The 24,035-nt window shown below is 40.9% G+C and carries 18 protein-coding genes; 7 read left to right on the forward strand and 11 right to left on the reverse strand.

The window, feature by feature from the left end:
* Positions 1–161: 161 nt before the first annotated feature.
* Both IPJ09_04965 and IPJ09_04970 read left to right on the forward strand, forming a co-directional pair.
* A complete protein-coding gene (locus IPJ09_04965; GenBank protein ID MBK7370782.1) occupies positions 162–1,625 on the forward strand; it encodes a Do family serine endopeptidase in 1,464 nt (487 codons plus the stop codon).
* 69 nt (positions 1,626–1,694) lie between these two features.
* A complete protein-coding gene (locus IPJ09_04970) occupies positions 1,695–2,252 on the forward strand; it encodes a RidA family protein (GenBank protein MBK7370783.1) in 558 nt (185 codons plus the stop codon).
* A 41-nt stretch (positions 2,253–2,293) separates the two neighbouring features.
* Here IPJ09_04970 and IPJ09_04975 read toward each other — a convergent pair whose 3' ends face one another.
* A complete protein-coding gene (locus IPJ09_04975; GenBank protein ID MBK7370784.1) occupies positions 2,294–3,151 on the reverse strand; it encodes a LamG domain-containing protein in 858 nt (285 codons plus the stop codon).
* 419 nt (positions 3,152–3,570) lie between these two features.
* On the opposite strand from IPJ09_04975, the gene IPJ09_04980 reads away from it, so the two are divergent.
* The 4 genes from IPJ09_04980 to IPJ09_04995 are packed head-to-tail and all read left to right on the forward strand — an operon-like array spanning position 3,571 to position 9,064.
* Entirely contained in the window at positions 3,571–4,956 is a 1,386-nt protein-coding gene (locus IPJ09_04980) for a glycoside hydrolase family 88 protein (GenBank protein MBK7370785.1), read from the forward strand.
* 3 nt (positions 4,957–4,959) lie between these two features.
* Entirely contained in the window at positions 4,960–5,805 is an 846-nt protein-coding gene (locus IPJ09_04985) for a sugar phosphate isomerase/epimerase (GenBank protein ID MBK7370786.1), read from the forward strand.
* A complete protein-coding gene (locus IPJ09_04990; protein MBK7370787.1) occupies positions 5,802–6,947 on the forward strand; it encodes a Gfo/Idh/MocA family oxidoreductase in 1,146 nt (381 codons plus the stop codon). Before IPJ09_04985 ends, IPJ09_04990 begins: the two co-directional genes overlap by 4 nt.
* A 26-nt stretch (positions 6,948–6,973) precedes the next feature.
* The gene (locus IPJ09_04995) at positions 6,974–9,064 is read left to right on the forward strand and encodes a helix-hairpin-helix domain-containing protein (protein ID MBK7370788.1); all 2,091 of its coding nucleotides are present in this window, start codon (positions 6,974–6,976) and stop codon (positions 9,062–9,064) included.
* A gap of 242 nt (positions 9,065–9,306) precedes the next feature.
* On the opposite strand, the gene IPJ09_05000 is transcribed toward IPJ09_04995, so the two are convergent.
* Positions 9,307–15,177, reverse strand: a complete 5,871-nt coding sequence (locus IPJ09_05000; protein ID MBK7370789.1) for a T9SS type A sorting domain-containing protein — start codon at positions 15,175–15,177, stop codon at positions 9,307–9,309.
* Between the two features lie 404 nt (positions 15,178–15,581).
* On the opposite strand from IPJ09_05000, the gene ytxJ reads away from it, so the two are divergent.
* On the forward strand, positions 15,582–15,947 hold the full coding sequence (ytxJ, locus tag IPJ09_05005; GenBank protein MBK7370790.1) for a bacillithiol system redox-active protein YtxJ: 366 nt from the start codon (positions 15,582–15,584) through the stop codon (positions 15,945–15,947).
* On the opposite strand, the gene IPJ09_05010 is transcribed toward ytxJ, so the two are convergent.
* The 9 genes from IPJ09_05010 to IPJ09_05050 form a co-directional block, all read right to left on the reverse strand.
* Complete coding sequence (locus tag IPJ09_05010) at positions 15,939–16,217, reverse strand: hypothetical protein (GenBank protein MBK7370791.1); 279 nt, start codon at positions 16,215–16,217, stop codon at positions 15,939–15,941. The genes ytxJ and IPJ09_05010 overlap by 9 nt on opposite strands.
* Before the next feature lie 27 nt (positions 16,218–16,244).
* Entirely contained in the window at positions 16,245–16,787 is a 543-nt protein-coding gene (locus tag IPJ09_05015) for a DUF420 domain-containing protein (GenBank protein MBK7370792.1), read from the reverse strand.
* Positions 16,788–16,795: 8 nt separating this feature from the next.
* Positions 16,796–18,733 (reverse strand): sulfatase-like hydrolase/transferase, encoded by a 1,938-nt coding sequence (locus IPJ09_05020; protein MBK7370793.1) that lies wholly within the window; start codon positions 18,731–18,733, stop codon positions 16,796–16,798.
* A 29-nt stretch (positions 18,734–18,762) separates the two neighbouring features.
* Positions 18,763–19,269 carry a hypothetical protein gene (locus IPJ09_05025; protein ID MBK7370794.1) on the reverse strand — a complete coding sequence of 169 codons (507 nt, stop codon included), beginning with the start codon at positions 19,267–19,269 and terminating at the stop codon, positions 18,763–18,765.
* Positions 19,270–19,286: 17 nt separating this feature from the next.
* Complete coding sequence (locus IPJ09_05030; GenBank protein MBK7370795.1) at positions 19,287–19,709, reverse strand: cytochrome C oxidase subunit IV family protein; 423 nt, start codon at positions 19,707–19,709, stop codon at positions 19,287–19,289.
* A 52-nt stretch (positions 19,710–19,761) separates the two neighbouring features.
* Positions 19,762–20,526, reverse strand: coding sequence for a cytochrome c oxidase subunit 3 (locus IPJ09_05035; protein MBK7370796.1), 765 nt, complete (start codon positions 20,524–20,526; stop codon positions 19,762–19,764).
* Between the two features lie 122 nt (positions 20,527–20,648).
* Complete coding sequence (locus IPJ09_05040; GenBank protein ID MBK7370797.1) at positions 20,649–21,227, reverse strand: cytochrome c oxidase subunit 3; 579 nt, start codon at positions 21,225–21,227, stop codon at positions 20,649–20,651.
* Positions 21,218–22,135 (reverse strand): protoheme IX farnesyltransferase, encoded by a 918-nt coding sequence (cyoE, locus tag IPJ09_05045; protein ID MBK7370798.1) that lies wholly within the window; start codon positions 22,133–22,135, stop codon positions 21,218–21,220. Before cyoE ends, IPJ09_05040 begins: the two co-directional genes overlap by 10 nt.
* A 15-nt stretch (positions 22,136–22,150) precedes the next feature.
* Complete coding sequence (locus tag IPJ09_05050; protein ID MBK7370799.1) at positions 22,151–24,013, reverse strand: cbb3-type cytochrome c oxidase subunit I; 1,863 nt, start codon at positions 24,011–24,013, stop codon at positions 22,151–22,153.
* Between the last annotated feature and the right edge of the window lie 22 nt (positions 24,014–24,035).

The raw sequence follows: 24,035 nt of genomic DNA on the forward strand, positions 1-24,035 counted from the left end.
CAGCCTAAGCCATATGAAGCACTTTAATTGGCCAATACAGATATGTTAATATTTTTTAATTCAAGTTAAACTCTTTTTAAAGCGCCGCTATTCAAAAACAAGTTGTGCCTTTTGAAGTTAAATTTGTAACTGTTCCAATTTAAAAAAACAGAATTCAACATATGAAATCATCAATTGTAAGTCAATTTATAGTCGCGCTGGTTGCTGCGGCTTTGGTCTTTGGTGCTTATCAGTTTCTAGGCAGCTCAAAGCAAAATGTCATTATCGAGCATGTCGACAAATCACCTGTCAAAAGCGCCTTATATACCCTTGATGAAAATGGAGCTCCCGTTGCTCTCGACTTTACCGGCGTAGCCGAAAGATCGTTGGGTTCCGTAGTGCACATTTTATCAGCGAGTGGCGTATCTGGTACCAGAAGCAGAGGCCAATCCAATGGAGGTTGGGGGGATATCTTTGGAGATCAACAAGGCCCCAGAGTAGGCAGTGGCAGTGGTGTCATCGTCAACGCTGATGGTTACATCGTCACCAACAATCATGTGGTACAAGGAGCTGAAGATCTGGAAGTTACTCTCAATGATAAAAGAAAATATAAAGCAAAGTTGGTAGGTACTGACCCTCAAACAGATATCGCTGTCATCAAAATAGACGAAAAAGAGTTGCCAAGTCTAAAATTTTCCAATTCGGATGATGTTAAGATTGGGCAATGGGTGTTGGCTATTGGCAATCCTTTTAACCTGACATCAACTGTTACAGCGGGTATAGTCAGCGCTAAAGGCAGAGATATTGCTTTATTCGATCGCAGTGTTGGTGGCATAGAGTCCTTTATCCAAACGGACGCAGCTATCAATCCCGGCAATAGTGGTGGTGCGCTCATAGACCTCAATGGCAATCTCATGGGCATCAATACAGCTATAGCTAGTCAATCAGGCACCTACGCCGGTTATGGCTTTGCTGTCCCAGCCAACCTGGCGAGCAGGGTCGTATCCGATCTTATACAATATGGCAGCACGCAGAGAGGTTACCTGGGAGTAACTATAGCCAATATAGACGGCAATTTTGCGAAACAATATGATTTGCCGGTCAATGAAGGAGCCTATGTCAGTTCAGTTGTTCCCAACAGTGCTGCTCAAAGTGCAGGTATCAAAGAAAAAGATGTGGTGGTTTCGATTAACGATAGAAAAGTAGGTAGCAGCTCCGATCTCATGGAGCTCGTAGGCAGTCATCGCATCGGTGACGAACTAAAAGTCAAAGTGAATAGGATGGGAGAAATAAAGGTATTCACCGTGAAGCTCAAAAATCAACAAGGTACCAATGCTTTATCCGCACCTCCTACCCCGTCAGAGGAAGTTGAAAAATCACTCGGGGCAACTTTGATTCCATTAGACAATGCTACTGCAAATCGCATGGGCCTTTCAGGAGGAGTTCAAGTAAAAGACCTCAAACCAGGAATACTGGCAGAAAGCGAAATAGAAGAAGGATTTATTATTACAAAAATCAATCGCAAACCAGTCACTAAACCATCAGAAGTGATAGCACTGTTGCGAGACAATGCTGAAGGGGTTTTATTAGAAGGGTATTATCCAGGATATAGCCAAAAACAGTATTACGGCATTGGTCCACGATAAAAATAAGTTTTGAGGAAGATGGACAAAAAGGGTCGGCTTTAGCTGACCCTTTTTTATTATCTTAAGGCCATGAAAAAACATCAAATTCAATATTACTGTCTAGCTTTGCTGGCGATAGTTCTTTTTGCTTGTAACACAACAAAACCAACAGAAATGTTATATACAGTTTCTCCTGAGACCAAACTCACAGAGCTCGGCATCGAATTAGTCAAAGCGGGACCACCTGTAGCCAATTATGTCAATACTGTACGCACCGGCAACCTTGTGTATACCTCGGGTAAAGGTCCTAATAGGCCTGACGGCACGCTCGTCACCGGGAAATTAGGAGCTGACCTCACTGTAGAGGAAGGCTATGAAGCTGCCAGGTTGTGCGGTATACAACTAATAGCTTCGCTTAAAGATGAGCTAGGTGATTTAAGTAAAGTTAAAAGAGTAGTCAAAGTACTCGGTATGGTCAACAGCGCTCCTGATTTTGCCAATCAACCTGCAGTGATCAATGGTTGTTCTGATCTTCTGGTAAAAGTATTTGGCGACAGAGGCAAACATGCACGAAGTGCAGTAGGTATGGGCGCCTTGCCAAGCAATATAGCTGTCGAGATAGAGATGATCGTTGAGGTTCAGGATTAAAGGCCCATTTTATATGTCCTGTAGAAGTAATAGTTACATTGCTAAAGAGATAGTCGTTTCAATTCTTTTTCTTTCAAAGCGCGGTCATAAATTGCTAACCCCCCAATTTGTCCTTTGAAATAATTGCCCATACCGCTTTTTAGTAAAACTGCACCCACTGTAAAATCAGATCTATTGTTTCCGATGCCATAAGGAAAATAATAAGGATTTTTGGATTGAACCAGCCCATCCGGAAATCCTTCAAAACCTTTGGTATGGTTTATCAATTCCGGTGCTCGCTTTTCAAGGACACCATTTAAGTAAGATCTAATATAATTCCCATCGTAAGTAAATGAAATAGACACCCATTGATTAACAGGCACCTCTTGTCTGCTGGCAGCATAATCAATGGAATAAGGAAAAGGAGGCGTTGGTTTGCCACTTTGTGAAATGTGACCACAGACTTGATTTTTACCATTATAATGAGGCAAAGAGACAAACAAACCATACTGCCGTTTACCACCATCCTGGTATTCATTCCACATTCCTCCCACAAAACCTGTTTGTTCCCCAGTCCATTTGATCCAAGCCACCACCGACACGCCTTGCTTTTTTCCATAAATATTGAGCTCGCCCACTTCAGCATTTTGCAATGAAAGGTAGGCTTGACCGGCAAATTGTGTGGAGTAACCTGAGAGAGGGCCTTCGGATATGCGTGGCAGTGTTCCATTTTGCTCTTTTAATGCAAACTCGCCGCGACCAATTGCTTTTCTTGCTTGACCCTGTGGTTCTTTAAAATCCCAAAGAGCTACTAAGTTTTTGATCGATCTGACTTGGCTGAGTCGCTGGTTTCTTAATTCTTGTTGGCCAAACAGCCCTGTAAAAAGCAAAGACAGCAGAACAACGAATAAATTTCTCATGATTTTTGGGGCCTGTTGAAGGTCCGATTTTACCTATTGTTTTATTTAGCAAATCGAATAATTATTAAAACTTGATATAAAAATAAATCTTAATTAAGGCGGGCAGTATCATTTTTACAATGTTTTTATCAATGTTTATTTTACAATGATTTAATAAATAGGGTTCAGAAGCTATTTCGGTCAATTGCATTATCCTATGTATCAAAAATTTTGTCATTATTTTCTTCGTGGAAAGGCCATACAATTTTACTATTCAGTTCAGCTAGAGTAAATTAAAAAGTAAAGGATTAATGCTAAAGTCCCAAAACCTGAACCTAAGATCAACAGTCCGTCCCAATATGCTGTGTTCCCGTTTATCCAATTCCCACAATTGTATTAGTTTTAACTTCTTTATTAAATAATACTACTGAAGCCGAATTATGCTACTGATTGATAATGAAATTGATGTAAAAAAGTTAAGTACTAAACTCCCGAATTTTTGGAATCTATCCGGTCAAAAAGTCCTAACTATTGAGCAACATTATGACCATTCGAAAGGATCTCCGGTATTTACTGAGGCGGGAAAATACACTACCAGAGGCTGGACCGAATGGACTCAGGGATTTCAATATGGTGCCGCTATCTTACAATTTGATGCCACCAATGATCCCCAGTTTTTAGAGATTGGTCGCAAACACACAGTCAAATCCATGGCTACGCATATCAGCCATATCGGGGTCCATGATCATGGGTTTAACAACGTAAGTACTTATGGCAATTTACTACGCCTGATGCAGGAAGGTCGGATCGAATTGGACTCCTGGGAAAAAGAGTTTTACCAGCTGGCTATCAAAGTGTCCGGTGCAGTCCAGGCCTCCCGATGGACATCCATCAAACAGGGCGGATATATCCATTCGTTTAATGGAGCCCATTCATTATTTGTAGATACGATCAGATCTTGCAGAGCTTTGATGCTGAGCCATGTATTAGGTCATGAACTTCAAGCTGAAAATGATATCCATATCAATTTATTAGATCGTGCCCTCCAACATATTGCAACCACTGCGAAATACGCTGTATATTATGGTGAAGGAAGAGATCATTATGATTTACGTGGTCGTACAGCGCATGAATCTGTCTTTAATGTCAAAGATGGCCAGTTTCGGTGTCCTAACTCCCAGCAAGGATATACAGGATTTTCTACCTGGACCAGAGGATTGGCCTGGGCGATTTGTGGTTTTGCAGAGGAATTAGAATTGCTAACGCATATTAGTGATTCAGAATTAGATGCCTTTGGTGGCAGATCGGACCTTGAGTCCATGATGCTGAATGCTGCACGTGCTACCTGTGACTTTTACATCGAGTACAGCCCCAAGGACGGTATACCTTATTGGGACACCGGTGCTCCCAATCTTCATCTCCTTGGTGATTATCTCGATCAAAATGCCAACCCATACAATGAATATGAACCCGTAGATAGTTCAGCTGCAGCTATTGCTTGCCAGGGACTAATGAGGCTGGGACATTATTTGAAAGCTAATGGTGATGCAGCTTCAGGTCAGAAATATTTTCAGGCAGGACTTACCGTATTGAATGCTTTGCTTCAAGCTCCCTATCTCAGTACAGATCAGGCTCACCAGGGTCTGTTATTGCACTCGATCTATCACCGACCTAATAGTTGGGATTATGTAGCACCGGGTGCCAAAATACCCTACGGAGAATCGAGCATGTGGGGTGACTACCACATCCGGGAAGCTGCTTTATATGTCAACCGACTTGCTGACCAGGCACCTTATTACACTTTTTTTAATGGCATCAAGGGATAGATGATGAGAAATGGTATTTTTTCAAAACTTTGCATTCACACCATTACTACCAAACCATGGTCGATCGAAGAAGCCATCACTAACTATGCAGCCGCCTCCATAGCAGGCATATCTGTTTGGCGGAATACCTTAGAAGGCAGAAATATCAAAGCTATTGGTGACCAAATCAGATCTCATGGACTTGAGGTCACCTCGCTGGCCAGAGGAGGATTTTTTCCATCCACTGATCCTGCCAAACGACTGCTGGCTATCGAAGATAATTTAAGAGCAATTGACGAGGCATATGCACTTGGTGCACCAATAATTGTACTGGTATGTGGGGCTGATCCTACCCAATCATTAGCCACTTCAAGGCTACAGATCCAGGATGGACTCCATCAGGTTCTACCCCATGCTCAAGCTGCCGGGGTAAAACTAGCCATAGAGCCTCTTCACCCGATGTATGCAGGTGATCGGTCAGCGATCAACACCCTGGCTCAGGCTACAGATATGTCGATTAGCTTACAATCTGAGTGGGTCGGCGTCGCTTTGGATGTGTACCATGTCTGGTGGGATCCTCATCTTGAATCTGAAATTGCCCGATGTGGAGCCTCCGGAAAATTATTAGCTTTTCACATCTGCGATTGGAAAGTAAACACCACCGATCTGCTCAATGATCGTGGATTGATGGGGGAAGGTTGTATCCCTGTACATCAAATCAGAACCTGGGTCAATCAAACCGGTTTTACAGGTTTAGAAGAGGTTGAAATATTCTCTAATCATTATTGGAGTATGGACCAATCAGAGTATCTTCAAAAAATAAAAATAGCATACCAAAATTCATTTCAACAAAACAAATCCGATATATGAAGCAGCATAAAGTAGGGATCATCATGAATGGCGTGACTGGTCGTATGGGCACCAATCAGCACCTGATGAGATCCATTGCAGAGATCATCAAACAAGGTGGCGTTAAAACCTCCCAGGGAGACTATATCATGCCTGATCCGATCCTGGTCGGCAGGAATGAAGGCAAACTGGCGCAGTTGTGCACACGCGCTGGCATCAGCAAGTATACAACCCAACTTGACACCGTCCTGGCTGATGATCAGTATTCAGTTTATTTCGATGCTCAAATCACCAACCAAAGAGTAGACAGTGTAAGAAAAGCCATCAAAGCCGGCAAACATATATATTGTGAAAAACCAAGTGCGACTAATACGCAGGAAGCCTTAGAATTATACACCCTTTGCCAGCAATCAGGACTCAAAAACGGCGTCGTTCAAGATAAATTATGGCTACCAGGTTTGGTCAAATTGAAGCGCCTGATTGAAAATGATTTTTTCGGTAAAATACTCTCAGTTAAAGGTGAATTTGGTTATTGGGTTTTCGAAGGGCATTCTATTCCAGCTCAAAGACCGTCCTGGAATTATAGAAACGAAGATGGTGGAGGAATCATCATCGATATGCTATGCCATTGGCGTTATGTGCTTGACAACCTGTTTGGTGCTGTACAATCAGTGTCCTGCCTGGGAGCTACTCATATCCCTGAGCGTATTGATGAGCACGGCAATCCCTATGCCTGCACCGCTGATGATGCCGCGTATGCTACTTTTCAGCTTGAGCATGGTATCGTCGCACATTTTAATTCATCATGGACTACCAGAGTCCGCAGAGATGATTTACTCACTTTACAGGTAGATGGCACAAAGGGTTCTGCCGTAGCCGGATTGAGGGAATGCTATACACAACACTATGGCAATACGCCCAAACCCGTGTGGAATCCGGATATTGAACAACCTATTAATTTTTATTCAGGCTGGAGCAAAGTACCTGATCAGGAAGTATATGACAATGCTTTTAAAATACAATGGGAATTATTTTTAAAACACATCGTGCTCGACGAACCTTTTCCATGGAGTTTAAAAGAAGGCGCCAAAGGGATCCAGCTGGCAGAAAAAGGTATCGAAAGTTGGCACTCCAGGCGCTGGGTAGACATCCACCCATTATAATTGGAATTTATTAGAGATTACTTTTAATGAGATTTTTTGATTCCCGACTCATTCTTTTTTTTGTTGCACTTTATTCTACTGCAGGATTTGGACAGATCAGCTTGCCACTCGATTCTACTGGATTAAATACGGATAGGTTTGTGGAAGATCTGATACAATCTTATATTGAATCCAGGTCAGAGGATGGGGACTTTGATTACAACACTTTCATGGATCGCTTGGAGTCCATTAAAAAACATCGCGTCAATATCAACAACCCTGACCAGTTGGATGATTTTATATTGTTAAGGCCTTCTCAAATTGCCTTTCTCAAATCATACATTCAAACCCAGGGAGCATTGATCAGCTTATATGAATTACAGTCAGTTCCCGGATTTGATCTGAATACCATTCGTGCCATACTTCCGTTTATTGCATTGGACGCAGGATTTGACACTTATAGTTTACCTTTTAGCTCCATGTTGGCTGGCAGTACACACCAGGTCTTTTTGAGATTTGGACGCGTCCTGGAAGATCAGGCAGGATATGCCCCACCAGTAGGCAACAAAGCTCATTATACAGGAGGTCCCTCCAGGTTGTATATGCGCTATCGTATGTCTTATGAAAATCGGCTGAGTGTAGGACTGACTGCAGAAAAGGATCCTGGAGAAGAATTTTTTAGAGGGAGTAACAGACAAGGCTTCGACTATTATTCATTTCATGCCTCTCTCCGAAAACCAAACAAACACATTGAAGAAATCATTCTCGGTGATTATAATATCAGATTGGGCCAGGGATTGATCATGCAATCCGGATTTGGTATTGGTAAAAGTCCATGGTCCACTAATATCCGCAAAGGAGAAAGAACATTGAGTGCGTACAGTTCAGTTAATGAAACAAATTTTTTCAGAGGCCTGGCTTCGAACATAAAACTAAACCCTTCGATTGATGCTACCCTCTTTGTATCCAGGCGCAGAAAGGATGGCAATGTATTATTGGATTCGATTGACCGGGAGTCGGCATTCAGTAGTTTCCAGGAAAGTGGCTATCATCGGACCTTGAGTGAGATAGCGGATGAAGACAAAATAAAAGAAAGTTTGGTCGGTGGAGCTTTTCGTTATAAAGGCAAGCACGGACACCTTGGGTTGAATACGGTATACGTAGACTATGACAAGTCCTTTCAAAAACAATCTAATCTTTACAATCAATTTTCGTTTACAGGTACCTCGCTGTTTCAATCCAGTGTAGACCATAGCTTTCAGTGGAGAAATTTTAATTTTTTTGGAGAATATGCCGTTGCCAGTCCAGGCTCATCTGCTTTCATCGAGGGTCTCCAGCTTGCCCTGGACAAAAATTTTGACCTGGCTGTATTGTATCGAAACCTGGATCCAAAATTTCCTGCATTATATTCCAATGCTTTCACCGAAAGTACACTCGCTACTAATGAAAACGGACTGTACGTAGGCGCTGAAATCAGGCCCGCAACCCGGTGGAAAATCGCGGCTTATTGGGACAACTGGAACCATCCCTGGTTAAAATTTGGTGTACAGGGCCCTTCTGATGGCAATGAACAAATGATGCGGCTTACCTATACCATCAAACGAAAAATGGAAGCTTATATCCAATATAGAAATAAATCAAAAGAAGAAAATGTATCCAGCAACGATCCATTGCGATCTTTAAATCATAATTCAAAAAAATCGTATCGATTCAATTTTAACTACCAATGGTCAAAGTCACTGGAGACTCGAAATAGGATTGAGGCATCTCATTTCAAAACCAGCAGTAACACTAAATACCATGGCTGGATGATTTACCAGGATTTATTATATCACCCTATTGATCACCCGGTGACTTTATCCACCCGCCTGGCTTATTATGATGTAGAAAATTTTGATGCAGGCATCTATGCATATGAAAACGATTTGTTGTACAATTTTTATGTGCCGGTGTATAGTGGCAGAGGGTGGAGAAATTATTTTAATCTTAGGTATGATGGCATTAGAAGTCTGACTCTCGAAGGCCGTTATGCAGTTACATACCAACCGGATGCAATTTCGTTAGGTAGTGGATTAGATTTAATCAATGGGCACAAACGGTCTGAAGTTAAATTTCAAATCAGGTATACTTTCCATTAGGTAATGGCAATTGTCTAATACTCCCGAAATAGCCAAGAAAGGAAAATGCGAGTATATTACCCCGTGATGGCGTAACACTTCATTTCCGAATCTTGGGAGCAAGGTTTTAAATTGGAAGATTCATTTTTTAAAGAATGTAGATAAGAATCAAAGGATGATCAATCTTTAACGTATAAGGATTTGTAAATTAATTAACTCCTCTGATTAAGGTCAAAACATTAGGTTAATTTTCAAGTTACCTGTTAATCCAAAAGCACCAATTTTACCACGGTCAGGTTTGGGCCAATCGTCATCTGGCAGAAATAAATACCTGGTCCGGGCAAGTCTTCTTTACCAATCTTAATTTGATGTACTCCCTGACCCAATGTTTTTCTTTGATGCACTACCCTTCCCTGAATATTGACGATTGCATACTGAATAATCTCTGATGAAACACTTTCAATATTGATCGTAGTAGATTGCGAGAATGGATTAGGATAGAAACTAAGGCTTATGCTGGACTTTTTGGACACCCCGAGACTTTCCAATATTGCAGGTTGAGGTGTTGTATTCGCAGGAAGTACCACCACATTTTGATTGGGCTTGATGACCGGTCTGGTGATCCCCATGGTCGAATCACAATTTTGACCAAGTGTTCTGGTAATATATATTGAAGTACTACAATAGTCTTTATTCCCAGTTTCATCTATGACCCAAATGTTCAATGTAAAAGTCTGTGATAATCCGTTTTTAAAATCCTGGCAGGTTATGAGTTTGCTGCTATCAGAAGGATCCGCTCCGAAAGAAAATTTTAAATGTGATTTGGCAGTACAGTTGTCATAGCTGCCTGCATCAAAATCTTTGGCCCATATACGAAGGTTACCACTGGAAGGCATGATCACTGTACTTAATTGATCAAAACAATATGGTGTCGGCAATTTGCAGTCTTTGACCTCCAATCGCGTTACTAGTTCAGTAGTATTCCCACACAGGTCTTGGGCCTTTAGCAAAATCAGATGTTTCCCAGGAGGTACTTTAGTGAGTGTAAGTATCTTATTGACTACAGCCAAGGACTGATCAGCATCCGCTTCAGAGGTGATTTTCTGATCGTAAGCGTGTGCGTCGAAGTCGATATATGATTGAATCTTGACTCCATTTCCCTGCGGATCGCAGTCGTCGGATAGTTTGATGTCCAGTCTTATCAATTGAGCTAAACAAGCTGCATCACCCACACATACGACTTTGTCATCCAATTCAATAACAGGAGCCACCGTATCGATGACTTTAATGATCTGTACATACTGCATATACCCATCGCCGCCATCTTTAAGGTTTCGGTAGACGCATGATCTATTGAGCTGATCTGCCACCAGGGTATCATTGACTATTACTTCAGGAGCATGCAGATCGTGCGGTAAAGCTGACCATATACATTCATCCAATACAGTCCAGGTCCTGAGTATTTTAAAACAGGATTCTGATACAATATCATATCTGAGATCTGTATGGGTGATACTAACCAGCTCACATTCATCGTCGGAGATGATGGGTTTGGCTGTAAGGGCTAGCCCGAGCGATGGTAGATCAGTGCAGGCCAGGGCAACATCTTCAGGGAAAATAACCTCAAAATCAGATCGATGGAGCACGATGATTTTTTGACTCACGCTCGTACTATTGCCACAAAAGTCTTTAAACTTCCAGGTACGACGATACCAACCGGTACCGCAAGGTTGGATAGCCTGTTCATCGGATACAATGGTATGGGCAGTATCCAGACCACAGTTGTCCGAAACGATCAAATCCCCATGAGATTCGTCGTAAGCAACTCCATAGTAAGGCTTTGAAAACAAATCGGTGACTTTAGAAAGCGATTGATCATATTGGTCTTGACATAACCACCTATGGCAGTAGACAGGACTCCAGGAGCCTGGATCGCAGCTACTGTGATTATCTTGATCATGAGCCTGGAGACTTCCATTATAGCAGCTGTAGTACCCAAATGCCAATCCATTGGCATCCACTGCATCTTGCAGGTCCAGATCGTTTTCCTTTTTGCATTCGACTTCGAAATAAGGTTGGCCCTTGAGATCCAGGCAATCAAAGTCGCTGAGATTTTTTTCTTTATCCGGCGAACTGCTGCAGATGTCCTCTGCCCTACCATATTGAGCACCATCACAGAATACTTCAATGTCATCAGGAGTGCTAGCCACTGGTGGAGTCTTGTCTACTACAGTGACTGTGGTCATACAATCATTGTACCGTATTCCATTACAGCCATTAGTCAATAATCTGCTGGAGTCTAATAAACTAAGGGTACAATACGCTTTTTTACGCTGAGTAGGGAGATAAGATTCCTCCGGGTCAAACACAGGAGCATCATAATACCGGAGCCTCAGCGTATCTATACAATCTAGTTTAGGCCTGGTGACAGATTTAAATCCGCTTTTAAAATAACTGTAATTAAGTTCAGTTCTGCCAAAAGATGTAGCATGCAAACAGTACCATTCATGATTAGTCAAGATAGTGCCATGCGGATCATACAAAGGAATGTAATCTGCCTCATATGCCCTAAGTACCACCTGCTTGTCTACACAACTGGCCAGCTCTACATAATCGCCAAAAACATAACAATTGATCCAATGATCTATTAAATTTTGGTAAGTGTTGATATGTGCCCAGTATGCTGTTTTGCCACATTTTTGCTCAAGATAGCCATACCAGTAATTTTGCCAATACACTATACTATCCATGGAAGCTGCTGCAAAATGAAGCGTCGACTGACAATTGTCCCTGCTGCCCTGATCCAGATCGGTAGCATATATCCTGGACCAGCATGTTTGTGGATCTACTGTAGTCACGAGATGCGAGTCACACACCGGAGTGGGCGGAGTGATATCTGTAATAATAGCAGGCACAGCTTTTTCGGTAAAATGTCCGCAGGCATCTACCGAAGTAAATATGACTTGATGCACACCCACCGGTAGCCGGATTGGGTCCAGAATCTCGCCCTCCACTCGCACGATCTTTCCATTTTGAGCAGGATCAGGATAATCATAGTGCATGGCATCTGTATGATCTGAACAATCACTAAAACTCTGTCTTCGATACCTGGTGATAGTGCCATAACAATCATGAGCATTCGCATTGGCTTCCAATACAGGGGACAAGGCAGAGGCACGCGGAGCTGCCAGGTCCTCAATGTGAATATATTGGATCAAAAAAGTATCCCTGAGTGTACACCAATCCAGTATATCCCACTCTCTTCTGATGACCATGCCATTACCACAAAGTGGAAATACAACATCATGGTAAGTGGTTTTAAGGTTACAAAGTGCCTTCGGAGAAGGATACATATCAAAAGTATCTAAAAAAGGCACTACCTGAAAATCTTCAGAGATCAATCCGTCCCTCTGATAACTCAGCAATGAATCAGGTATGAAAAACTCAGCAGGAGATCCTGCAAAAAGATCACAATTGAGATTCAGTTTATCAGGCCCGTTCACTTCCGAAAAAGTCGACTTTTTAATTAAAAATGTGTCCTGGCAAACATTCGAATTTTGCCATTGGTCAGTTGCGATCACTATTCTAATCATCCTACCCAGGAAGGTATGATCACATGCCGAGTCAGAGTATAAAATCTGCTGCACATACCTGACAGTACCTGCACAGCCATCCACCACCGAATCGAGGGTGGATAATATGGCACCAAGTTCAAAGCAGGAGACCGTATCCTTCTTGCATTGGTATTCAGCCGCTGACTTGTCTTCTGCCATCAGATAGCCCCAACATGAATTACCATAAAGATCTCTGACACTGAAGACCATCTTGTAACCGATATGGCTGCGATCAAGAATATTACCTTCTTTATAGATCGTAGTACCCTGAGGATAACTGAGCAGTACAGGAAATGAACAATTGCCTGGATTTTGAAGTACATCCTCTGCAAAGACCGTTTTCTCACAATTGGAGACCGGTAAGCTCACATGGACGAAGTCATTGCAGATCAAATTGCTTTTGGTAGAAAGGAGTTTGACAGAGTCACTCGTTGACTCACATTGATATCCAGCATGGTAGGCTGTGTAATATATCGTAGTTGTGCTCCCTGCAGCGACTGTAGTTTGGTAGGCAAGCCCACTATCTAAAAGTTGCCCTCCAATCAAAGGATCGCCACTATAAAACTTGTAATAATCAACGATGTTTTCCATGGCAGTGTAAGTATGGGTGCCAATGCCTGCAGAATCATTTATTGGAAATCCTGCCCACGATGCAGCGGGCAAATAAACATCCGTGGAATCCGTATCACCTTGGCAGATCTGGCTATATCTTCGCAAGGTATTGTCCTGCGTGGATTGTAGTCCACTTCCCCATTGAGCACCAGGGTCAAATCCTATCTGCCCTATAGCATCTATCAAAATTCCATCATGGGTGAGCTTGATAAAATCGTCACCATTAAAATCAAGATTGGGTGATAATTGATTTGATGCATTAATAAAGGCGGGCAGGCTAACCAGATTGTGGCACAAAACAAAAGTCCCGTCCGGGGGTATCTTTCCTGTTAGATCGATGATGCCCTGTGTTAATAGATTCGTATCCCCATTAAAATAGATAGACACTCGGTAATGCTCCGCATCAAGGTCAACTGTGTCTGGAGTACCATTATAAATCTCCAAACATTTATTGTTCAAGGAGCCCTCCACATATTCCGAAAAAAACAAATCTGCAGCAGGTTTGATCTGTGGAATACCTCCTCCAGCAGGCGTGATAGTCACCGGTCCAATATCACAAACCCCTATATCTTCCAAATGATCAGGAGGGATCATGAAACTGCAATAATCACAAAACTGAGTAATCGAGTTAGTCACGGTGTCTTCACAAAGATCATTTAACAATCGATAATATAGAGTATCTCCGCCGGGTATCGGATCGCTGGTAAAGCAGGTGGTATCACCAGAAATCATAGCAGACCCGGCAATCATCGCCATATAATCCGGTCCTTGAAAAGGTCCTTGCGCAGTACCAAGCCATTTTAAAATCACCTGGTATGTACCATTGGCATCAAATGTAGAGCATGCTGTAGTCGAAGCTGATAAAAATGAAAAACCACCACTTACATTAAATGATTGACAATTATCACTCAAGGTACCGCAATATCCTGCTGCTATAGAATCTTTGATTTGTGCTGTTGAAACAAATCCACATGCTTGAAAATCAGCCAATTCACCATAATAGGAAAGTCCATATACACAATAATCACCTTCGTCATTGAGTGTAAAGTTTACAGGAAACCCGGATGCATTTAAACCTTCTTTCGATTCTAATATTGTGTCATTTTTAGTGAGTAGCCACACGTAATTGTATCCAGTTATTCCTGCATTAAAAGTACCGGGTGTCGGCGTTGAGTCTAATACAAAAAGGCCGTTACCATCAGGCATTCTGGCCAATGAAGCAGCAGTATTATCACGAAATTGTGTAGTTTGTAAAAGTGTATCCCGTAAAACCGCATCAACTGGCGCGGCATTATTATAAACTACTGCATCAACTAATCCAATCGCAGTGGCAGCTCCACCGGTATTTGGAAATGAGGCTACTTGATACAATCCAATCGCATCAGGCCCGTTTTGAATAAATCCATTCCCAACAGTTATCAATGTATCATACAAACTATTTGCTGGGTGAGGATCAGGCACTTTCGGTCCATGTGCTAAAAAAAAGCCACAACTATCTGTGGAAAATCGGTCCAAATCTAAAGATCTGTAGGATGCATCATTTGATGCATCTCCATTAAAAAACACAAGCACAAATCCATTTAACGAAGTATTAGGGGGTCCAAGAATCTCGACAAATTCTGCAGTATCATTACCTTGGGTATCCGGGTCAATCTCATTTATAAAAAACTTATCATAATGTGGCTTGACCAGGTTAGGATCCCTATCAACAAAGCTGGCGGTAAAATCACCGATTGTCTGACCCAAACATATCTCATCAGGACCATCATAATTAACTGTGCTTGCACCACTCTGACACACCAATCCATCAGGAAGGGCAATATTGGTATTTTGAAGGGAGGACTGTTTAAGTTTGATGGCTCTTTGATCCCGTTGTTTAGTCACATAATCCCTGGAGATTATGCTCATAAGCAATAATAATACCACTGCGTTCCATACCCATATGCGCATAGCCAATATACTGTTTGTAGGGGGGAAAGTGCTAAAATATTAACAATTTGATAAATACTTACTATAGAGTGCACTATTTGTATTTTAAATCAAGTTGACATTATTTTTTTTATGACCTAATCAATAGTTTATACATTGGTATAATGACTAATTTGTTAATACTTAACAAAAAATCTATACTTTTGCACCATCATTTGATCGTTTGAGGTGTTATATGTATATCTTTAAAAATTATTATTAGATGAAAAAGGTATTTTCTAAGAAACTATTTTGGGCATTCATTGTTCTTATGATGATATTCGTTGAGGCTTGCAATCGAGGTATTGGTTGCCCCAGCGATTTCTAACATCGTAAGTATTTATATGGATTGGACTTCTCTTACCTCCCTGGATCAGATTCAGGGCATTGATCGATTACCAAGCAATAAGATTGCATTAATATTTAAGCACAGTACCAGTTGTTCTATCAGTCATATAGCCAGAAAAAGATTATTAATTTTTTCGGAAAAAGAAGATCTGAATCAGGTAGGTCTAGAGATATATTATTTAGACCTACTTGCCCACCGAAATATCAGTAATTATATAGCACATCATTATTCGGTACATCACGAATCCCCCCAAGTATTATTGATACGCAATGGGGAATGTTTTTATGATAGCTCTCACCTTGATATCACCAGTGAAGAATTATCAGAGCAGATATTCTCCGTTGCTCCAGCTTCAATTTAAGCTTGCACCAGGGTCACCGGAGGCATCGGAAGCATTATCCCAATCTTGCTGTTTCTTTTTATTTTTATGCCATACATAAGCCAATGTACCCACAAGAATATATGGCATCAGCAACATGTACATGATACCTGCATTGATGGTCCTACCTATGGTACCTCCATTTTCCAAATTGGATTCGACAGACATCCTGCACATTGGGCATTGTGCAGAAATCAGACCCACCGTCAATAAGAGTCCAATCAGCAAAAATAAGCGACGCCAGTTTTTCATAGCTGCAAATTTAGGGATTATCTGGCATCACATGCATGATCTTAACATTAAATAGATCACTGGCCCCGTAATGGCAATATATAACCACAATGGGAAAGCCCACTTGGCCATTTTCTTATGTAATTCTATTTGTCCGGTATAGGCCCTGATAAAAGTATATAATATCACCGGTAGAATGACAGCTGCCAAAATAATATGCGTGGCAAGCATGATTAAATAAAAATACCGAATGCCTCCTTCATGACAATATTTGGTCTCTGGCGTCGTCAGGTGATAAACGATATAAGATAACAAAAACAGGCCGGAGAAAATCATATTGGCGATCATCAATCGCTTATGCCATATTATATTATTGTTTTTTATAAAATAATATGCCAGCAGCAAACCGATCGCTGTGATCGCATTGAGTGTGGAATGGAAGGCTGCCAACCAGCTAAAATCTATCGAAGTATCCACGTGCAGTCGCCTTAAAGATGCTACTACCAATATGACGATGATAGATACGATCAAGGCTATGCGGTTGAGCCTTTTAGCCAGTTGCGGTTGATATTTAGGTATTATATTATCCATAGTATTTTTCATTGAGTCTCTGTCAATTTATCTTTCAATATCCGTTGATTATATTGTTGAATGATGGCTTGGAGGAAAGTCAACTTCGTCTTTTCAAGATTAGAATTCTTACCCAATAAGCTTTCACCTATTTCCATGGAAGAAGTTATTGGATTCAAACCCGTCAGTTTTTTACCATCTATGCTAGTCAAAACCTCTCCATCGACAATACACTGGTACTGGTCATTGATATAGTTTAGCGCAAAGTGATTTGCTGAAGTGTCCAGGATACTATTGCCAAAAGCTACGAAGGATTGATCAAAATTCAATATATCCAGGATCGTTGGCATGATATCAGTTTGTTGAGTCACCTTCTCATACTCTCCTTTTAAATTTCCTCCCGGGAGGTAATATAGTATAGGTATCGAAAAAGCTCCTACAGAAGAATTATACTTCTGTGACCAGGCAACCGTGCTGTGATCCGCTGTGATGACAAATAATGTATTCTTGTACCATTCTTTTTGTGAAGCGGATTCAAAAAATCGTTTTAAAGCATAATCTGTGTATCCAACATTCTGATGTACCGGCAACTTTCCTTTATCAAATTTACCGGTGTATCTGGTAGGTACCTCAAAAGGATGGTGAGAAGACAAAGTAAAGCAAACTCCCAGAAAAGGAGATTTCAGTGTCGATAAAGATTTGTCAAAAAACTGTAAAAACTCCTCATCCCAGATACCCCATATACCATCATAATCGTCATCATTGTTGTATTCTGTTTTGCCCCAATATTGGTCAAAATGAGCAATTTTTGAAAAAGCTTCAAAACCCATAGAACCGTTAGGTGCACCATGGGCAAATACGGATTGATACCCTTTAGGTTGCAGCAATGAAGCCAAAGAGTTTATTTTATCCAGGCTGTTGTGTGATAACACGTAGGGCACTATGAGCGAAGGAAGACCGGCCAGGACAGATGGCATCGCATCGATCGATTTACGACCATTGGCGAATGCATTGGTGCATACAAGACTTTGTTTCATCAAACTATCCAAAAATGGCGTATAGCCCTTGTATTGGCCTCCATCAAGATCAGGGTTGAGCAGCCCGGAATGTTCTTTAGAATAACTCTCTAAAATCAGAATCACCACATTCAATGCTCTAAACGAATCAGCTGGATGGTGATAATTTTTGACAGGGTCAAAAATCGTTCTTGCTTCTGATTCATTCATAAAAGTTTCTGCAGAGTATGCTTTTTTGTCTATGGTCCGAATGATACTAAATGGCGTATTGAGTACGATCGGCATATACTCCGGTTTTTTGACATAGGCTCCGGCATTGCTCAAAGTGATAGGCCTGGTAGAATGTTTAAAACCTCCGCGCATCCCTGCAATGACCAAACCTATCATCACTGCCAAAGTCACCAACTGCACAGCAACAAACCTGGTCACGGAGGGATTGCCCCAGACGAAGTATGGAATTTTTCTGTACAGATAAATAAAAGCCCCTATCAGCGCAATCAAGAGAAATACTACATACCAATGGCTTGATGCAAAACTCCCCAAAATCAGGGATACATTGCTCTCTCCCACCCAATGACCGAAGTCGGCTGTCAACCTTTTGAGGTTAAATTCGAAATAATAAAAATCAACTACGTTGAGTAACAAGCCTACAATGTTGACCAATAAAAACCCGGTATCCATAATACCTTTGTATATCGGATTTAGCAATACGCTTCGAAATGGTAGCAACCACCCAAGAATGAAAATCGCATTAAGGTAGGCGATGGCTGAAGTGTCAAAATATACACCTCCTCTTAGTATATTGAACCACTCTCCCGCCGAAATCGAACCAAATATACCCTGGTTGATAAAATAGAACACCAATCTGCACACAGAATAAAACAGATATAGCAATCCAATTTTTAGGATGATGGAGGTAATGCTTTGCTTAAATGACCAATTGATCTGCATAGTTTAAAAAAATACGGCAGGCCCTAAGCTTACTTCTTAGTGACTAACAAGGCAACATGTTCTACCAGCCTGGTCTGCTGCAAAGATTCACGAAAATCATAAGTATGTAAGATCTGATTTTTGTCATCCGTCAAAATAAAACTGCATGGCGTTGAGAGGAAGCTGTCAGAATTGGAAATTGAATTGACAAGTTTGACCTTTCCGGTAGCAACCCACTTTTCAGATGTTGCAGGATCATACCTTGAATAAAAAGCAGAATCGTTGACAAATACAAAAAGCATTTTTTCAGGTAAAAACTGCTCTATAAGCGATTTAACAGCGAAGGTATCCGGGCAAACACTTCCAATCAATCTTAGAGAAGCTTCCGAATGAATAAAAGATGCCAACTGAGTTGGGAGCTCACCTTTAACAGCCAGCTCCTGCATCGCTATTTTTCTGAGCGAAGCTCCTTTGAAAGAATAATACAACGAAATCGTCGGCAGCGCCAACAGAATGAATAGTGTAATAATGATGGATGGCGTTGCTTTCCTATTCACTCTAAGGGTTAAATTGATTAATGTACATCCTGAATCTCAAGGACAGGTTCTTTATGTTCCCCTTGAGGTGTGATAGATTCTTTGACTTCGATTTTATCAGCAGTCCTCACATAATTACGATCATTGAACCAGTGATTTCCTTCACTAAAGAAGGCGATCATGGCCCAGATTAAAAGTGTCATGGGGAGCAATACAGCCATAGCCAGCGTTTTCACTTCATACTTCATATGCATAAATTCATAAATGATAAAATATGCTTTATACAAACTCAGACTAATCATCAGCGGATACATAATCCATTTGGCAAGGTGAAACCCATTGATAATATGACCGTTGCCTATCAAGGCAATGAATACCTCCAGCAAAGTGATGACGGCCAATAATCGCAATCCTTTAAATACCACGAGTTTACTTTCTTCATATGTTAAATGACCTGACATATCGATATATTTTGAAGTTTTTTTTATTGAAGATGAATATCTAAAAAGTTGGTTATAATAGATAGAAAACAAGGAATACAAATACCCATACTAAATCCACAAAGTGCCAGTACAATCCTATTTTTTCCACCATTTCATAACCATTTTTACGTGCTGCGTATACTCCACTGGCAGCATTGATGGCGATAATAGCCAAAAATAATACTCCAGAAAAAACGTGAAAACCGTGAAAACCGGTTATGAAAAAGAATAGGGCGCCAAATGCCTTAGGCCCAAAAGATAACTGCTTTACTTTTCCTTTGTCCGGACCATCTGTAACCCGATATTTACGTAAACTAAATTCTTCTCCATGTTTGTGAATTAAATAGGAATCCCCCTTTTTAATCGTCTCCTCTTTGCCGTCCAGCATAGCTACGGTGCCATCTTCATTGAGATAGACCCCATCTTCCATGTGTCGGCTGAATGGGTTTTTAGTGAGCTTGACATTCTCTTTCACGATCAGTGTCGTCCACTCCCAGGCCTGGCATCCAAGGAAAGTTGCTCCCCCAATGATAGTAAGAATCATCCAAAATACCACTCCATTACGATTCTCCCGATGGCCTTCCTGCACTGCACGCACCATGGTAACAGAGCTTATGATCAATACAAAAGTCATAAAAGTCACGAATATCAAGGGAGCTTTGCCCTCATAGAAGGGTATCGATTCAAATACATGATCTGGCAACGGCCAGGTAGGCATACTAAATCTTAAAGCTCCATAGGCTATCAAAAAACCAGAAAAAGTAAAAGCATCTGAAATCAAAAAATACCACATCATCAGCTTTCCATAACTCGCCTTAAAAGGCTCTTTGCCTCCACCCCATAGATTCTGATCATCTTGCGCATGATCTGTATGAATATTTTCGGTCATTGTATTGGTTGACATGAAATATTATTTAATTATTGTTGAATGATCATAAATGATAATAAATATATCCAGAGTATATCTACAAAATGCCAATAGTGACATACTAATTCAAATCGATGGCGGCGAAGTTCAGTCACTTTAAATGGCAGCATAAATGCATGAATCAATGCCATGATCAATGCTACTATGCCACCCAGTACATGAGCAACATGCAAACCGGAGATTACATAAAAAAAAGATCCGGAAGGGTTACCGCTCACCTCGATGCCGTGTGCATGTAGGGTACTCCAACCCACATATTGAAGACTACAAAAAACCAAGCCCAATATAAAGGTGGCCACAAGAAGTAGCTTATATTCCTTTTCTTTACCAGCCAAAAACGAAGTATACGATCTATGTAAGGAAAGGCTTGAACCTAAGAGGACTATTGTACTGACAAAAAATATTTTTGGAATTTGATATTCGAGCCAATTCCCCGCACCCCTTCTCACTACATAAGCGCTGGTCAAAGCCGCAAACATCATCGCAATGCTGGCGAATGCAGCCCACAACGCAAATTTCTGTGGATGAATTCCGAATCGATTATTATTACTCACCTGTGCTATAGCCATTTGTCAATCAATAAAATAATTTGAATAAAAGGCAAGTATATCAATGAAGCAAAAAGCAGTCTTCGGGCATGTACCTGGTCATTAAATTTAAACAAACCCCATCCTGCATATGAAAAACCTAAAGCTCCAAAACAAAGTCCAGCTATAGCCCAAACACTAACATCAGGAGACAAAACAAACATTAAGCTTATTGGGATCAAAAATAATGCATATAACATGCTGTACATGCCTATACTTGGATCACGTTCTTTAGAAGGTAACGGCATGATATTGAAACCTGCCTTTTTGTACTCATCAAAACCCAACCAGCCAATAGACCAAAAATGCGGAAACTGCCAGAAAAACTGAATGCCAAACAAAGTAATTGATAAAAGAGTCAACTTACCTTCCAGAGCAATACAACCTATCACCGCTGGCAAAGCGCCTGGGATAGCTCCTACTGCAACCGACAATGGGGTAATGCGTTTTAATGGAGTATAAATAAAGGCATAGATAATCAGGGAAGCTGCTCCTAATAAAGCAGTAAATAGATTAAACATGGCCAGCAGAAGTATACCACTTACTCCCATTACTCCAGCCCATAAAATAGCCTCAGTGACCTCCATCCTTCCTGCTGGCAGAGGACGGCGTGCTGTTCTAACCATCAAGGCATCATATTCCCTCTCAAGTATCTGATTCAATGTATTTGCAGCCCCTGTAATAAAAAAACCTCCTAGTACAAGAAAGACCAACTGATACCAAATGAAAGGCCCCTTTAAGGCAAGTAAGTATCCGACTACGGAGCTGAGCACTACAAATAATGTCAGGTTGAACTTGACCAACTGTTTCAAGTCATCCACCTTGGCCAAAAAGGCATTCAAGTGTTGTTGAAAAGAATATTGATTAGTGCCTGAGATCATCTTTAGCAAAAATTCCGAAGTTTATTAATGTGATTCATCTTTCTCATCAGGAGACATTGGTACATACTGCGGTATATATTCTCTTTCGTCTTTATTATAATCATAAGGCCATCTATGGACAGTTGGAATATTTCCAGTCCAGTTGCCATGCACCGGTACGATAGTCTCGGTAGTCCATTCTAAAGTGTTGGCCTGATATGGATTTCTCGAGGTAGCCTTTTTACCTTTCCAGATAGAATAAAAAAAGTTTACGATGAATACTAATTGACAAGCAAATACTACAATGGCTGCAACGGTCATAAATTTATTTAACTCCGAAAACTGATTGAATGCCTGAAAGGTGTCAAATCTATAATACCGTCTCGGCACCCCAGCAATACCAATATAGTGCATTGGCCAAAAAATAGCATATGCTCCGATCATGGTACCCCAGAAATGTAATTTGCCAAGTGTTTCATTCATAAATCTGCCGTACATCTTAGGGAACCAATGATATACACCAGCAAACATACCAAACATAGCTGCTACACCCATCACGATGTGAAAATGCGCCACCACAAAATAAGTATCGTGCTGTTGAACATCAATAGCCGAATTTCCAAGAAATATACCTGTCAATCCACCAGAGATAAACATACTCACAAATCCTATCCCAAATAAAGCCGGTGTATTAAGTCGAATATTACCCCCATACAAAGTGGTCATCCAATTAAAAACCTTCACAGCAGATGGCACAGCAATAATCAAAGTAAATACAACAAAGAAATTAGAGATAAAAGGATTGACTCCCGACATAAACATATGATGGGCCCAGACTATAAAAGATAAAAATCCAATCGCCAGGATAGAATATACCATAAACCGATATCCAAAAATGGGTCTGCGACTGTGTACAGAAAGCACTTCTGATACAATACCCATTGCAGGAAGTATGATGATGTACACTTCAGGATGCCCTAAAAACCAAAATAAATGCTGATATAAAATTGGGCTTCCCCCAGCAAAGTCCAAAGCTTGTCCTCCTACAAAAATCTCACTCAAATAAAAACTTGTACCTAATCCTCTGTCGAAAAACAACAACAAAAATCCTGATACTAGTACTGGAAATGACAATAGTCCTAGTATGGCAGTAGTAAAAAACGCCCAAATAGTCATAGGCATCTTCCACATAGTCATTCCTTTAGTCCTGAGGTTTAATACTGTAGTGATATAATTGATACCTCCCAGCAAAACCGAGACCACAAACAAGGTCAAACTGACCAGCCACATCGTCATACCAGTCCCTGAGCCGTCCGATGCTTGCGGGAGTGCACTCAAAGGGGGATAAGCAGTCCAACCGCCTGAAAATGGCCCAGTACTTAAAAAAAGTGATAATAACATCACGATACTGGACATAAAGAAAAACCAATAAGACAGCATATTTAAAAATGGCGAAGCCATATCTCTGGCCCCAACCTGTAATGGAATCAACAGATTACTAAAAGTTCCACTGAGACCTGCTGTCAATACAAAGAACACGATAATAGTTCCGTGCATAGTCACCATGGCATAATAAAACTGTGGAGAGATACTGCCAAATCCTGCATCGTTGATGGTAATCCATTTACCAATAATAGGTTTTAACCATGCATAATTCTCTTCGGGAAATCCCAATTGTAATCGGAATATCAATGACATAAGTCCTCCAATCACAGCCCACACCATACCAGTGATCAAAAATTGCCTGGCGATGATCTTGTGATCCATGCTGAATATGTACTTACTGATAAATCCAGATTGGTATTTATCTCCCTCATGATGCTCATGAAAATGATCATCAAAACCATTTTCTTTGATCAGCTTATCTACATCCGGTAAGCTTGGGGTTTGTTCTAATACTTCTGCCATGTTGGTTGAAGATTATTTTAAG

It is taken from the genome of Saprospiraceae bacterium (genome assembly GCA_016709995.1).
Lineage (GTDB): Bacteria > Bacteroidota > Bacteroidia > Chitinophagales > Saprospiraceae > JADJLQ01.